Genomic DNA, 13,365 nt, shown 5'->3' on the forward strand with positions numbered 1-13,365 from the left:
GCGCGCGATGCAGGCCGCGTGGCGTGCCTCAGTAGTTGACCTGTAACTGCAGACGCAGCAGATCGCCTTCCACCACCGGATACGGCGCCGTGGTGACGTCGGTGCGCTTCATCTTCGAATACGCAAACACCAGTTCCAGCGCGTCCATCGGCTGCCATTCGACGCCGGCTTCCACTTCGTCCAGACGCATGCGCGGCGCATTGGTGTCGAACTTGGAGCCGCCGCGGTAGGTCTGCCATTTCAGGTACGGCAGCAAGGTGCCGTAGGTGAAGTCGTGCTTGAACATCGCCTGCACATACCCGCCGCTCAGCGAGCGGGTGCGGATGCGGCGCTGCGCCACATCCAGCTCCGGGCCGCGGCCCACCGTCCACTCGGCCTGCAAGCCGAACGGCTGCGGGTAGTAGATGACGTGCGCAGCAACGCGCTGGTCGGTATAGCCATTGGGGTCGGTGATCGCCGGGGTGAAACTGCGGCCGCCGATATTCACCGCCGCAGCGGTCGGCACGAAGCGCCCGCTGTAGGCATCGGCGCCCACTTCCAGATACTGGCCGTTGGCGAACTTGAACGGGTAGGTGGCATGCACCACCGCATGCATGCCGTCGTTACGCTCGGCGCGGTTGGCGCCCTGGCCGTTGTACACGCCTGCGCCCAATACACCGTAATCGCCCGAGCCCTTCAGACCGGATTTGACCAGGTCCTGGAAGCGGCCCTTGGCCACGGTGGGGCTGTAATAGAACACCGCACCGATATCGCGTTCGTCGCGCAGGCCGGAGTTGAGCGCATCGGCGCGATCCAGGGTGAGGCGGTTCTGGCTGGACTGCAGGTTTTCCCAGCCGTACGGCATCTTCGACTGGCCCACACGCACGCGGTATTCGCGCTTCTTGTCGAAAAAGATATCGGCGTACGCATCGCGCAGCTGCGCAAAGTTGGAGGTGGTCGAACCAGTCGGGGTACTGGCGAAATCCGGCTGGAAATACAGCGACACGTGTTCGTTGAGATCGCCGCTCAGCACCAGGCGCGCACGCCGGATGCCCAGGCTCTGGTCGTTGCCGATGAAGCGATCGCCCGGCGCACGCAAGTCTTGCGCATCGCCGCCAATGCCCTGGTTGTAGCGGATCTGGGTGTAGCCGCGCAGGCTCAGCTTGTCGTACCACTTCTTGCCGACATCGCCGGCCTTGGCCGGTGCGGCGGCTGGCGCCGGTGCAGGGGCGGCCTGTGCGATGGCAGTGTCGGCCGGCACGGTTGCGCCAGGTGCCGGTGGCAGGGCCTGTGTCGGCGCGGCAGGCATCGCCGAGGCGGGCAGCTTGCCGTTTTCGTCCACCTGCACGAAGGTGCCCAGCTTGTCGCGCCCGGGTGCCGGCTCGGCAAAGATCTGCTTGGTCTTGCGGTCGACGTACAACTCCAGCTCGGCGGCCAGAGTGCTGCCGCTGGCGGTCGCGCTGAGGGCGCACAGGACGGTGGCGAGATTGCGTTTTTTCATGGACACGGCTCGGCAAGGGAAACTGGGCGGCGGTGGCGTGGCCAGTCAGGGCGCCCTTGCAGGGGCGCGTGCGGCCAGACGCCGGGCACCGTCATGGCGCTCCGCACTGCTGCCGTAGCAGCGATAGGGTGCAGTTATATTTAGGTTTGATGTCAGTTTGGTGACATCCGCGCCGCGATTCGACCGGCGACTGTGTCAGCCACGTGTCCGGTAGATGTCAGTCCGGCGATGCGAGCTGTGTCGAGAAGCGGTGGTGGCCTTGCGACGGCGGGGGCCCTGGCGGCCGTAACGTCTGCACTGATCCTTGCGTGGCCCACCCGCCTGAGCAGGCGCTACGTGCAGCGATACGCCTGGCACGCACGTTGACCGTGACGGTCGAACAGTCGGCCAGATTGAGGAATGCGCTCGTCGAGCGGGGCTGGTGGCACCTCGCCAGTTAAGAGCGGCTAACAAAACCGAGCGAGCGCCTGTCAGTGAGTGCAGGGTCGAATGTGCGGCGCCCGCACCGCTCGCGGGACACGTCGTGAACGCGTCCCTGGGGGCTCGGTGATGGCATCCATGCCGCCACACGGTCCCGCAATCGGCGAGAACACCGCGCCAGACAGTGTGATGGCTGTTGTGTTGAAAGCCATGCGTACCGACACTCTCCACAGATCCTTGCCTGCGCACCGTCGCGGGACCTGACGCGGCACGGATGCCGCGTAAGCGCTTAAAACGCCACACCCGCCGGGCATGGCGTTGCTTGATTTGGCCACCGGCCGCCACACGCATCGCTGCGTCTCGCGGCCTGCCCGGCCCCCTGGCTCAGGCTGCCGGCTGTGCCGCCGCCAGCGCCGCCGCCACGGTGTCGCGCCATGGCGTGGTGGGGCGGCCGATCAAACGACTCAGGGTGTGGCTGTCGTCGAACAGACTGCCGCCGCGCGAGGACGCCGAGCACTGCGCCAACACCTGCGCAAACCCGGCCGGCACGCCAACCTGCACCAGCGCTGCGGCGTAGTCGGCTTCCGGGAGGTCGTGGTACACCACCGGCTTGCCCGCCAACTGCGATAGCGCGGCTGCGTACTCGGCCATCGTGAAGGCGGTATCGCCGGCCAGCTCATAGACCTGCCCGGCCTGCGGTGCATCCGAGGCCAGCACCGCCGCGGCGGCCGCCGCATAGTCGGCACGTGTGGCGGTGCTGAGCTTGCCCTCGCCCGAGCTGCCCATCGCCCCACCGTGCGCCACTTCGGCCGCGATCGAGCCGGTGTAGTTTTCGGTGTACCAGCCATTGCGCAGCAGCACATGCGGTAGGCCGCTCTCGCGCAGCAGCGCCTCGGTGAGCAGATGCTCTTCGGCCAGCGACAGCGTGCTGGTCTCGGCGCGCAGGATGCTGGTGTAGGCGAGCAACTCCACCCCGGCGCGCTTGGCCGCGTCGATCACATTGCGGTGCTGCTCCACGCGTGCGCCCACCGCGTTGGACGACACCAGCAACACCCGGCCGACGCCCGCAAAGGCCAGGTCCAGGCTGTGCGGGTCGGCGTAGTCGGCCTGACGCACCGTGATGTCGCGTTTTGCGAACTCCGCGAGTGACGCAGTATCACGGGCCGTTGCTACGATGCGGCTGGCAGGCACATGGTTCAGCAGTGCGTCGACGACCAGCGCGCCCAGCTGCCCGCTGGCGCCGGTGACAAGGATCAGGGGGGAGGCATGTGCCATGTGGTGCTCCAATAGGTTTAGAGAAGAGGTTTGGTCTAGTATCTAGACCTTGTGGTCAGCGAGCCTATTGTCAGGACCGCCCGGTCCTTCGCAAGGAGGCAGTTTTACTCCCCCTGGTTACTGTGAGATACCCCCCGTGAATGCGATTGCCTTGTTCCCACCGCCGCCCTCCCTGGAAGGCCCCTTCGATGCTACCAAGTGCCCCGTGCGCGATGTGCTCGATCAAATCGGCGACAAGTGGACCTTGCTGATCCTGTTGACGCTGATCCCCGGCCCGTCCCGCTTCAGCGCCATCCAGCGCGCCGTGCCGGACATCTCCAAGCGGATGCTGACCCAGACCCTGCGCAACCTCGAGCGCAACGGCATGATCACCCGCAAGGTCTACGCCACCAAGCCGCCCAGCGTGGAATACGCACTGTCCAAGCTCGGTGTCGCCCTGCTCGGCCCGGTCTCGCAATTGCTCAACTGGGCAGGCGAGAACCACGCCGGTATCCGCGCCGCACGCGAGCGCTTCGATCGTGCGCAGCAGCCGCTGGTCGCGCTGGATGCCGACGAAGCGATGGCGCAGGCGTAACGCGGTCAACCAGCGCGGACGGCCTGGGCGGTGTCCGCAGCTTGGAAACGATGGTTGCCACCACACCAGTGGCCGTGTGGTTGCACAGGCACGCCGGCGTGCTCCGATTTGCCCGCCGTATTGCCACCGCTGACGTCCGGTGGCGCACGGCAGGATGCGGTCGGGAGTGTTGCGCCGATGCGCTCCCGACGGCCGAGCTGTGGTGATCCGGCAAGTCACGGAGGCATGGCGATGCCGCCTCGCCCGTAATCGGCGGCGTTGACGAGCTGCTGCGGGCAGCTGCAATGATGTGAACACGTGCTCACAAAATCCCGCTTCAGCTAAATGCCTGATTGCCGCTGCATGGGCAAATTCGATAGCAAACCCTTGCAGCGCAATGGCGATGCCTTTGGCTATCGCACCCATCGCAAACTTCAATCGCAAGCCGGCTCAAGCGCACGCAAGCGCGTCCGATAAGGGCTCACCTTATCTCGCGAAGCCAACCCTCCATGCCTGTGTTCGGCAGCCTGTCTTGTGCATCGCGACGTACCCTGGGCATCGCACTGCTCGCACTGTGGTGCGGCTGGATTGCCGTGGCCTGGACAACTCCACGCGCGCAAGCAGGTGATCTGGGTAGTGCCTGGGCACAGGTCCAGGCGAGCCTGCCGGCCGCGCAGCCGGCGCCGATGTTGATCGGCGTCGTCGACGCCTGCGCCTGCACCGATCTCGCATCGGATCGCGCCTGGGCTGAGCTCAGCGCCGCCGTGCGCGCCCGCGGCGGCCAGGTGCGGCTGCTCGACAGCCCGGCACTGCAGGGCAGCGGTTACGCCGTGTGGCTGCTCGGCGCCGATGGTCAGCCGCGCTATGCCGGCCCCGCAGACGGTGGCGCGGTGTGCGGCACTGCCGGCGCAGCGGCGTGGTCGCGTTGGTTACCCGATGTCCTGAGCCGCGCGGCAAGTGCCGCAGTGGCGTCCCCTTGTCCGTGTGCCATGGAGTCGCTGTCATGATGGAACTGTCCGCATCGGCGCCGCCGACCTCCAACTACGCCACGCGTCTGGCCATCAAGGCCGACCGGCTATTCCTGCGGCTGGCGGTGCTGCAGAGCGCCGGCTCGCTGGCGTTGGCCTGGAGCCAGGGCCAATGGACCACCTTTCTTGCGGTCACGCTGCCCAGCCTGCTATTGATGGCCTGGCAAGTGCATGCAAACCCCGGCACGCGCCTGACCCGCATCACCAACGCGCTGGTGCTGATGGCACTGGTCGCCGCCACCATCCAGCAAGCGCATGGCCTGGTGGAAATGCACTTCGGCGTGTTCGTGATCCTGGCGTTGTTGCTGTATTACCGCGACTGGCTTCCAGTGGTCGTCGCCGCTGGCGCCATCGCCGTGCACCATCTTGCGTTCTATTGGCTGCAATCGCGCGGGATGCCGGTGCAGGCCTTCACCGCCGGCAGCGGTTTCGGCATCGTGCTGTTGCACGCCGGCTACGTGATCGTGGAAACCGCCTTCGTCTGCGTGATGGCTATCCAACTGCGGCGACAGGTGGATGCGTTGGATCACGAAGCCGATGCATTGGCGGAACTGGCCGACACCCTGGCGACCGGTGCCACCTTGCCGCCGGCGATCATGCAGCAGACCTTCCGCAGCGGGTCGCTGGCGCAAGCGCTGGTGCGGATGAGCGTGCAGGTGGAAGAACGCATCGCGCAGCAACAACAGTTACTGCTGGAAAACCGCCGCATCCGTCTGGCGTTGGATGCCTCGGCGATGGCGGTGGCCATCGTCGACGGGCAGGGCGCTGCCATCTACCGCAATCAGTCGTTCCAGCAACTGAGCACGCATGTCGATGCCGATGCGCTGGAGACCGCGCTGGCCGATGCAGTGCAGCTGGGGAATGCCACCGGCACCAGCAGAACGCGCGCCCTCGCTGCGCTGCAGCTGCAGGAAAACATCACGCCTGTGCACGATCATGACGGCAGTTCGCTGGGCGTGGTGGTGGAGTGGCAGGACCGCACCCAGGATCTGATGCTGGAAGAGCAGCTGGCGACGGTCGTCGCCCAGGCCACGCGCGGCGAACTGGGGGCGCGCCTGCACGGGCACGCCAACGGCGGCACGCTCGGCCAGCTGGCCGACGGCGTCAACCGCTTTCTCGCCATCACCGACGGCAGCCTGCAGGACATGCGCAAGATGCTGGCCGCGATGTCGCGCGGCGACCTGTCGCAACGCATCGATCGCCCGTGCGAAGGCGTGTTCGAGCAGATGAAGCGCGATGCCAATGCCACCGCCGATGAACTGGCCCGCATCATTGCGCAGATCCGCAGCTCAAGCAGCGCGATCAATCATGCGGCCGGCCACATCCTCACCCGCAACGATGCGTTGGAGCAGCAGGTGCAGCGCCAGTCGGCCACGTTGGGCCGCACCGCTGCCCAGATGCAGGCGGTGCTCGGCACCATGCAGCAACACACCGCGCAGGCAGCGGATGCGGACAAACTCACTGCCGCCGCATCGGAGGCCGCACGCAGTGGCGGCGACACCATGCAACAGGCGATGGGCACCATGCAGCAGATGGAGCACGCATCGCGTCGCATCCAGGACATCATCTCGGTGATCGACGGCCTTGCGTTCCAGACCAATATCCTGGCCTTGAACGCCGCAGTCGAAGCCGCGCGCGCTGGCGACGAAGGCCGTGGTTTTGCAGTGGTCGCCAGCGAAGTGCGCGCGCTGGCGCTACGCTCGTCCACCGCCGCCAGCCAGATCAAGACGCTGATCGGCGAGTCGGTCACGCACATGCAGGCAGGCGTGCAGCAGGTGCGCCACGCTGGCGAAGGCATGCAGCACATCGTGACCACCATCGGTCAGGTCAGCAGCACGCTCAGCAAGATTGCCATCGCCTCGCAACAGGAAGCTGGCAGCATCGCGCAGGTACATCACACCCTTAACGACGTGGATACCGACATGCGCGACGGCGTCACCCGCATGCAGGACGCCAGTGCTGCCGCACGCGCGATGGGCGATCACGCCGCGCAGCTGGAAGATGCGGTGAGTGCCTTTGTGGCCGATGCGCAGGCACGTGGCACCACGTTGCCGAGGCAGCGGCTGGTCGCCTGATGGCGCATGCCGTCTTCAGGCTCATCGATCGCCGGATGTTGATCGGCCGATCAACATCCGCCCGCACGGTTTAGCCGGACGTGGCGTCGTTATTGGAAGCGCGCTTGCGCAACTCCCGCAGTTTGCCGATGAACCACGACTGGCTCGATACCGGCGCAGCGTTCCCGCAGCGCACCTGATACGGCTTGCCCGACATGCTGCTCTTGGTCGCGGCGAGTTCAATGAAAGACTCGGTAGACGTTACCAATGCCTTTTTCTGCAGGTACTCGTATTTACGCTGCAGGTGTTCGCTGGCTTTCGGCGCTGCGTACCACGACCCGTTGCGGGAAAATTCGCAGTTGGATTGCTCAAGTACTTTGAAAAGCTGGTTCACCTCCCGCGTAGTGGTGGGCGAAACACCTTGTGCAGAAGCAGAGGCACACAGCAGTAGTGCAACAAGAAGAAATTTAGTGTTCATGACCGCATGGTAGCGCAGGACGCCACCCTGTTGGCCGCTAGAAGAGCCGGTGGCGGCGAGGGTTGTCTACCGTCAATCAAGAGCACGGCACACTTCATGGTGCAAGACGGTTGGAAGCGTCGCTCTTGCAAGATAGTGCGGGTATCGGCATTGCATGGCGCAGCGCGCACTATGCGCCACGGCGCCGCGTCCGGCTAACGGCACCAATCCAGCCCTGCACGTATCAAGGGCGAACGCTAGGCATCTGCCGGGACATAGCGCAGCAGCGTGGAGCCATCAAAATAGTTGCCGTAGTACTCGCTCTGCCGCAAGCCGGGATTGGCGATGAAATCGATATACGGCGCGGAGCAATGCGGGCAGCGGAAAGGGTTGAGGTAGCTATAGCTCGACCCATCCGGCGCCAGAGGCAATGCGCTTTCCAACGCAGCAAGTGCCTCAGCATCGGGCTCGGACAACGCTGCTGGGCTGCCAGGCAGATGGCTGTCGACCGTCATGGTGTACGCGCCGGATGCCGAATAGAAGTAGCCCGCGTTACTAAACCCTGCGTGATAGGAGCGGATCAGGAATGAACGCTGGCAGTGGTCGCACACACAGGACAGCACCACATTGCCACTGGTGACCGTGCCACCGTAGTGCAGTCCCCGCGCAAACAGCCCCTTGCCTGCAAGCGCGGAGTTGCTGATGGCTGCGTCCGGCAAAAAGAATGGCTGAAACCTGATCCCGGATGCCTTGCCGGTCGCAAACGCATCCGAAGCGAGCTGCTGCTCCTCGGAAATGACGCAATCCACCTGGCATCCCAGATTGGCATGGACGCGCACGGAAAAATGGAACCATCCAGACGCACTGCCGAGCTCATGCGTGCGCACGTCTCCTGCCGAATCCACACATTCCAGCACGCTGCCAGACTTCAACTGCACTGAAGGCGTCATTTCGCAAGGGAGATCTTGTTCTGTCACGCGACACAACTCATTTCCATCGGCTCGAACGATCAACAACGCTGTGGCTTTCTTCTTGAAGATGGAGAACATGCGGTCCTTGGCAACAACGTGTGGGTGGCAGGGCAGGGCGCCGAGTGCACGCGTGATGGAGCGGCGCGCAGACACAGGGCGCTCACCATGCCTGACGCGGCATCGTCTTGCCAACCTGTCACGGAGCCGGCGACGCGCTCATTGGCCTACTGCATTCGCGTCGAACTCGATGTTTGATGCTCGCCTTCGGGGCGCAGGTGCAGGCAACCAGGCATGCAGCCGTGGGCCAGGGTGGCCAAACGCATCTGGCGCGGGACATCGGAGGAGCCGACACCGTTGGTGCGTAGTCTGTGAGCCTAAAGATCCAAGCGTAGCGGTTCGATGAAGGCAACTGCAGTTCTGCAACACCGGGATGTCTTCTCGATGATGTCGCTATGCAAACTGCAAACTTGCTCTGCAACGTCGATGGGCAGGTGAAGGAGATTACGCGCTGACGGGTAGACGTCGGACGGCGAACCTTTTGAATGACATTCTCAACCACCATCCTGCTCAATTGTAAACTTGATGGTTGCACCATCGACCAAAGGCTTGAACGGCTCGGACTGTGAAAGTTTGAGATCGGCCCAGAAGATCGCTTCGCGCGCCGAGGCGGGCACGGTAGCAAAGGGCACATGCAGGACAAATTCAAACTGCTTCGCATCGTTTGCGAGGATAAAGCGCTGTAATTCATGAAGCTGCCGGCTTCCCTCCGGCGTCAGCCGCAGAAGATATGTCGACACCGGTACATCCGGGTTGAAGAGGCCGCCTGAGCGCACGGCGCGCGAGACCGTGACTGCGGTCAGACCCATAGCGGCAGCTTTACTGGTGCCAGAGGCCTTCAGTTGAAGGTCGAGGCGCGTTGCCGCGACGTTGAGCTCAAAGCCGACCGGAACGGAAACGCGGACCAACAGCTTCGCTGGGTCTAGTTGGGCCAACGAACGCGGGCTCATCGACGAAAGACTAAGCGCCGTTGCAAGCGGAATGGAGGTGCATCCCGCCATAGCAACGATCGAAGCAAGGCAAAGAATGACGAGTGCGCGCATACCGTTCCAGGTCGCCAAGGCCTGAACTAAGCCGACCTGTGAAAATGGCTCTGCGCCAATTACCTGTCAGCCGTATTTGCGGGCCAAACTTCGACCAATTCACCGTCGACAAAGCCGACACATACCGCCGTAGCGTCGCGAAGCACACTTGCCTGCAAGGTAGGTGAGTTCTCGATAAAAGATCTTACCTCTGCAGTCACGTACGTCAGCGCTTGTTCCCACCCGGCGCCCGCAACAGAGCGCTCAAGCGTAAGCTCAAGTGGCTGAGATGACCATAACTCCGCCGGACAAGCCCACTCAGAATCATCTTGGTCGTAGGTGCCGGCTCCGATCAACTCTACGATCCAGTCGCCACATTCCGCCAAATTGAAATTGTAAGCCACCACTCCATCGGGAGTGCTGGATGGTACGGCTTGGAGAAGCCAGGTTGAGAGCGGCAAAGCCGGGGATTCTGTCATGTGGCCCACCGCCTGAGTTAGGCCGCCCCGCAGCGGGGTGGCGACCACATCTAGCGTAGCGTAGGCACGTGGTCGACGCCACGATGTGGTTCCGGCTTGACGAATTGTTAGGCCTCACTGCCAGTTGGCTCAAGTTTGCAGCCAGTGATCGCAGAGACAGCAGTGACAAAAGCGACCAAAATCTGTTCGTCTGAGAGATCCGAGAAGATAGGGAAGTCTGTGGCGTTGCCCGCTGGACCTGCGCCACGCCTCTCCACGCGCACGACATTGAGATAACGGCCATCTTTGGCACTTGCCCAGTCCTTGTCTGTTCCGGGCTTGCACTGAATCCAGGCTCGTTTGAAGCCGTTTGCGCCTTGTTGCCAATCAACGAAGGGCTGATCTTTCGAGTATCGCTGGATTTGCATGGCTAACTCCATTGGTCGATGTGAGGCCTAACGTCCGAATTAAGCCGAGTTGTGTAGTGGAGGCAAGAACGTGGCGAGCTTTTTGGCCATGTCGTTGCCGTAACGAAGCAAGTTCGGCTTGAATGAATTGTTAGGTACCATCGATGATGGCGACCACCTGGTGGGGACTTACCGAGTGATTTGCGAACAAGTACGTGGCTAGCCTTTCAACAGTATCCCAGTTTTGCTGCAACAGGTCGCGTGCTTGTGACTGGTATAGATCGCACTTTTTGCTCAAGCCCGCAATGCGCAATTGCCGCTCCGCAAGAGCATGATCGGGCTCGGCACACGCCGGGTTTGGCGTCAAGGAGCTGTCTAGTTCTGAAGCAATCTGCTCTCCGACCAGACCTGCGCAAAGGACGATGGCGAAGTCTCGAGCCACCTCTTTGTCCCCTTGCGCAGAAGCATCTTGGGGCTTCCCGCCAGCGGCGCACTTTGACCTGCTGAGTGACATGTAGGAATCTCCAGCGCCGTAGCTGAGCAGATTTATATTCCCCACGATCGCGTGGTAATTAGAAATGTGCGCCAGGACGGCGTGCGCTGCCTCGTGATACGCGGCTTCTCGTTGGATCGTCATGAATCTCCCTGTGGCACCTAACGCCTAAAATAAGGCTACCTGCCAAGCAGGTTCGGCTTGATTGAATTGTTAGAGCCCACCTACTGACTCAGCTCTGCTTGAAGCTTTTTGCCGCGTGGCGAATCTAGCGGAACCATGTTGGTTGCACCACATTGCGGGCAAGCAGGATGACGAGTAGTAAGACGCCAAAGCGAATAAATCAAGCCTGGAATAATGAAGAAAAGCCAAAGGACCAGCTCAATGAGAATGCTGCCCTTTGTAATGCTTTTGGAATTTCCCGTATAGCCGCAATTAGAACAAATCTCGTTTCTTGCCATTTCAGTCCCCCTTGTGCCCTTCGTGGGCTCTAACGCCCGAAATAAGCCGACCGGCGAAGCCAGTTCGGCTTGGATTAATTGTTAGGTGCGTGTGCGACGTTGCACAGAAATTTGCTGTGCAATGCGACGATTGATCTTTCGCTTCCATTCAAGCTGCTTGTCCGAAAGCTTGCGCTTGAGGCGTGTGCTGACCAAGAACGCATATTCAATGTCATAGATGTATCCCATCTTGCGTCCATGCTCAATGACGTCGAGGTTAGCGTTGGCATATGGGTCTTTTGCAATTCGCTTCAGGCCTTCGAACAAGGTGCCCGTGTCAATGCCAATGAAGCGATTGATGCAGACATTTCCGACATGCGTCGACTGTCCGGTGATGCGATTTGTTATGTAGCAATGTTCTTTGATCTCTTGCCCGCAGGGGCAGCTATCGAATTCTTCCGTGATCTCAACACTTACCAAATCCCACTCAATGCGGGCTACCTCGAATACTCCCGATTGCGACAGGGGAAGTATGTGGGCTTTCAATCGTTCGAAGTTATGTTCCATCGCGGCCTCCTGTACGCACCTAACACCTGAATTAAGCCGACTTGCGAAGCAAGTTCGGCTTGAATGAATTGTTAGGCATCAGCCTACTCATCTGGTGCATCCTTTGCTTTAGACAGATCGGACATCAACTGAAATCCCTTGCGACTGATGTAAAAGCCTGCATCCTTCCTGGACGCGACGAGATCAACTGTTCCACGAGGATAATGGACCGAAAAGTTGAGCTCTGCGAGGCGCATCGCGAGATCCTGCAAGTACTCCACGTCAAAATGGCTAGTCTTTATCTCACACTTCCTGACTCGCACAGTACTAATCCGATGGAGATGTTCCGGCGACCACTGCCACATGCCGTGGATTAGCGCGTCCCGAGGCTCTTTAAGGTCAAGCAGTTGGCCATGTACATCTCGCAGGACCGTAGCCCGCTTGCCTTCAGATTTTTCTACGACACGTTCTTTCCATAAGGCAAGGACCTGCGTGAACTGGAGGTTGTTCATTGCTTTTGGAAAATCAGAGGCCTTAGTTTGAGCGTCATCAAACGTGACAAAAGTCTGCATGAAGATTTCATGCTCGATCGTTCCCCAATGGGCAACGATCATTCCGATCAGAAACATTTCTCGATCAGATAGCTGGAGATCCAGGATCACTGTGCCCTGAGGACGGTCGACCACTAGCAGCCCTCGCTCTGATGCCTAACAACTATTCGAAGTCAAAAAGGTGCGTAGCACCGGGGTGTAGTACGTAATTTCTGACCTCCCCACCCAGTGCAACCCCAGTCGTATCAACGCGGTATGCCGATCGTGGTGCGTGACTACGATGCGTCAGCATGTCGCATTCCCCTTGACCGACTCATCATGAATGCGACCGTATCATTCCGACCGAACGGCTTCAATCTCCTGGTCTGCATCGGGCGCCAGGTAGCCGTCTTCGGCAGCGCCTACCGGGCGACGACCGGCTCGGTTGCTGGATCGCGTCCTCGATCGGTTGGGGCGGCTGGGCCGTGCCAAGCGCACCGAGGATGCCTATGTTGGTTAGATTCGGCGCTTCAGCCTGGCCAACGGCAAACGCCATCCAGAGACGATGAGAGTGCGCGACTTGGAAGCGTTCCTGACTCTGCTGGCGGCGCGCGATCATGTGGCGCCTTCGACGCAGAATCACGCGCTGGCTGCTTTGCTGTTTCTGTATCGCGAGGTGTTGGGACGCGATCTACCATGGATGGACGTGATTGAGCGGGCCAAGCGGCCGCGGCGGTTGCCTACGGTCTTGAGTGAGGCGGAGGTCATGGCGGTGCTGGCGCAGATAGAAGGGTGTCACGCACTAATGGCGGCAATGCTCTACAGCGGCGGCATGCGTTTGATGGAATGCGTGCGTCTACGCATCAAGGATGTGGATGCCGCGCGCAGGGAGATCGTGGTGCGCGACGGCGAGATTGTTAGCGACGGGTTGTTGCCACTGGCGCTCAGTCTGCGCGCGGCGATGATGCAGCAATGCGAGCGGATGCTGCTGCTCCGTGCGGGGAAGTGATGACCTGTGCCTGGTGGGTGGTGCTGTCGCATGCAGTAGCGCGGAAGTGTCCCCAAGCCGACGCCGCGCCATGGTTGGCAATATCCGTTCGGTCGCCGCGTCAGTCGGTGGATCCAGGCATCCGCTGGATTGGCCGGCGTCACGCTTACAGGGAAGTTCTGCAGG

General features: G+C 61.5%; 13 protein-coding genes. 4 read left to right on the forward strand and 9 right to left on the reverse strand.

The window, feature by feature from the left end; genetic code table 11:
* Positions 1-28: 28 nt before the first annotated feature.
* Positions 29-1,480: an OprO/OprP family phosphate-selective porin gene (locus ACCQ06_RS01925; protein ID WP_228322829.1), complete on the reverse strand. Its 1,452-nt coding sequence runs from the start codon at positions 1,478-1,480 to the stop codon at positions 29-31.
* A gap of 804 nt (positions 1,481-2,284) precedes the next feature.
* A complete protein-coding gene (locus tag ACCQ06_RS01930; RefSeq protein WP_104615225.1) occupies positions 2,285-3,175 on the reverse strand; it encodes an SDR family oxidoreductase in 891 nt (296 codons plus the stop codon).
* Positions 3,176-3,311: 136 nt separating this feature from the next.
* Here ACCQ06_RS01930 and ACCQ06_RS01935 point away from each other — a divergent pair, with 136 nt between their 5' ends.
* The 3 genes from ACCQ06_RS01935 to ACCQ06_RS01945 all read left to right on the forward strand — a co-directional run bounded on the left by ACCQ06_RS01935 (position 3,312) and on the right by ACCQ06_RS01945 (position 6,831).
* Complete coding sequence (locus ACCQ06_RS01935; RefSeq protein ID WP_104615224.1) at positions 3,312-3,749, forward strand: winged helix-turn-helix transcriptional regulator; 438 nt, start codon at positions 3,312-3,314, stop codon at positions 3,747-3,749.
* Between the two features lie 488 nt (positions 3,750-4,237).
* Positions 4,238-4,735 (forward strand): hypothetical protein, encoded by a 498-nt coding sequence (locus tag ACCQ06_RS01940; protein WP_316689978.1) that lies wholly within the window; start codon positions 4,238-4,240, stop codon positions 4,733-4,735.
* Positions 4,732-6,831, forward strand: coding sequence for a methyl-accepting chemotaxis protein (locus ACCQ06_RS01945; protein WP_316689979.1), 2,100 nt, complete (start codon positions 4,732-4,734; stop codon positions 6,829-6,831). The genes ACCQ06_RS01940 and ACCQ06_RS01945 overlap by 4 nt, the downstream gene beginning before the upstream one ends.
* A 70-nt stretch (positions 6,832-6,901) precedes the next feature.
* Here the strand turns inward: ACCQ06_RS01945 and ACCQ06_RS01950 are convergent, their stop codons facing one another.
* The 7 genes from ACCQ06_RS01950 to ACCQ06_RS01980 form a co-directional block, all read right to left on the reverse strand.
* Positions 6,902-7,288 (reverse strand): YfeK family protein, encoded by a 387-nt coding sequence (locus ACCQ06_RS01950; protein WP_316689980.1) that lies wholly within the window; start codon positions 7,286-7,288, stop codon positions 6,902-6,904.
* A 236-nt stretch (positions 7,289-7,524) separates the two neighbouring features.
* Positions 7,525-8,316: a hypothetical protein gene (locus ACCQ06_RS01955; protein WP_316689981.1), complete on the reverse strand. Its 792-nt coding sequence runs from the start codon at positions 8,314-8,316 to the stop codon at positions 7,525-7,527.
* Positions 8,317-8,789: 473 nt separating this feature from the next.
* Complete coding sequence (locus ACCQ06_RS01960) at positions 8,790-9,338, reverse strand: hypothetical protein (RefSeq protein ID WP_316689982.1); 549 nt, start codon at positions 9,336-9,338, stop codon at positions 8,790-8,792.
* 565 nt (positions 9,339-9,903) lie between these two features.
* Positions 9,904-10,203, reverse strand: a complete 300-nt coding sequence (locus ACCQ06_RS01965; RefSeq protein WP_316689983.1) for a hypothetical protein — start codon at positions 10,201-10,203, stop codon at positions 9,904-9,906.
* Between the two features lie 130 nt (positions 10,204-10,333).
* Entirely contained in the window at positions 10,334-10,819 is a 486-nt protein-coding gene (locus tag ACCQ06_RS01970) for a hypothetical protein (RefSeq protein WP_316689984.1), read from the reverse strand.
* A 398-nt stretch (positions 10,820-11,217) separates the two neighbouring features.
* Positions 11,218-11,682, reverse strand: a complete 465-nt coding sequence (locus tag ACCQ06_RS01975) for a hypothetical protein (protein ID WP_316689986.1) — start codon at positions 11,680-11,682, stop codon at positions 11,218-11,220.
* Positions 11,683-11,765: 83 nt separating this feature from the next.
* Entirely contained in the window at positions 11,766-12,347 is a 582-nt protein-coding gene (locus ACCQ06_RS01980; RefSeq protein WP_316689987.1) for a hypothetical protein, read from the reverse strand.
* Between the two features lie 424 nt (positions 12,348-12,771).
* Here ACCQ06_RS01980 and ACCQ06_RS01985 point away from each other — a divergent pair, with 424 nt between their 5' ends.
* The gene (locus ACCQ06_RS01985) at positions 12,772-13,200 is read left to right on the forward strand and encodes a phage integrase N-terminal SAM-like domain-containing protein (RefSeq protein WP_316689988.1); all 429 of its coding nucleotides are present in this window, start codon (positions 12,772-12,774) and stop codon (positions 13,198-13,200) included.
* Positions 13,201-13,365: the final 165 nt, after the last annotated feature.

Origin of the sequence: Xanthomonas sp. NCPPB 4467 (assembly GCF_041475665.2) — a bacterium.
Classification (GTDB): Bacteria; Pseudomonadota; Gammaproteobacteria; order Xanthomonadales; family Xanthomonadaceae; genus Xanthomonas; species Xanthomonas dyei.

Excerpts from the sequence above, each read along its gene's own strand:
- ACCQ06_RS01925 (WP_228322829.1), bottom strand. The coding sequence starts at position 1,480 with ATGAAAAAACGCAATCTCGCCACCGTCCTGTGCGCCCTCAGCGCGACC.
- ACCQ06_RS01930 (WP_104615225.1), bottom strand. The coding sequence starts at position 3,175 with ATGGCACATGCCTCCCCCCTGATCCTTGTCACCGGCGCCAGCGGGCAG.
- ACCQ06_RS01940 (WP_316689978.1), top strand. The coding sequence starts at position 4,238 with ATGCCTGTGTTCGGCAGCCTGTCTTGTGCATCGCGACGTACCCTGGGC.
- ACCQ06_RS01945 (WP_316689979.1), top strand. The coding sequence starts at position 4,732 with ATGATGGAACTGTCCGCATCGGCGCCGCCGACCTCCAACTACGCCACG.
- ACCQ06_RS01950 (WP_316689980.1), bottom strand. The coding sequence starts at position 7,288 with ATGAACACTAAATTTCTTCTTGTTGCACTACTGCTGTGTGCCTCTGCT.
- ACCQ06_RS01955 (WP_316689981.1), bottom strand. The coding sequence starts at position 8,316 with ATGTTCTCCATCTTCAAGAAGAAAGCCACAGCGTTGTTGATCGTTCGA.
- ACCQ06_RS01960 (WP_316689982.1), bottom strand. The coding sequence starts at position 9,338 with ATGCGCGCACTCGTCATTCTTTGCCTTGCTTCGATCGTTGCTATGGCG.
- ACCQ06_RS01965 (WP_316689983.1), bottom strand. The coding sequence starts at position 10,203 with ATGCAAATCCAGCGATACTCGAAAGATCAGCCCTTCGTTGATTGGCAA.
- ACCQ06_RS01970 (WP_316689984.1), bottom strand. The coding sequence starts at position 10,819 with ATGACGATCCAACGAGAAGCCGCGTATCACGAGGCAGCGCACGCCGTC.
- ACCQ06_RS01975 (WP_316689986.1), bottom strand. The coding sequence starts at position 11,682 with ATGGAACATAACTTCGAACGATTGAAAGCCCACATACTTCCCCTGTCG.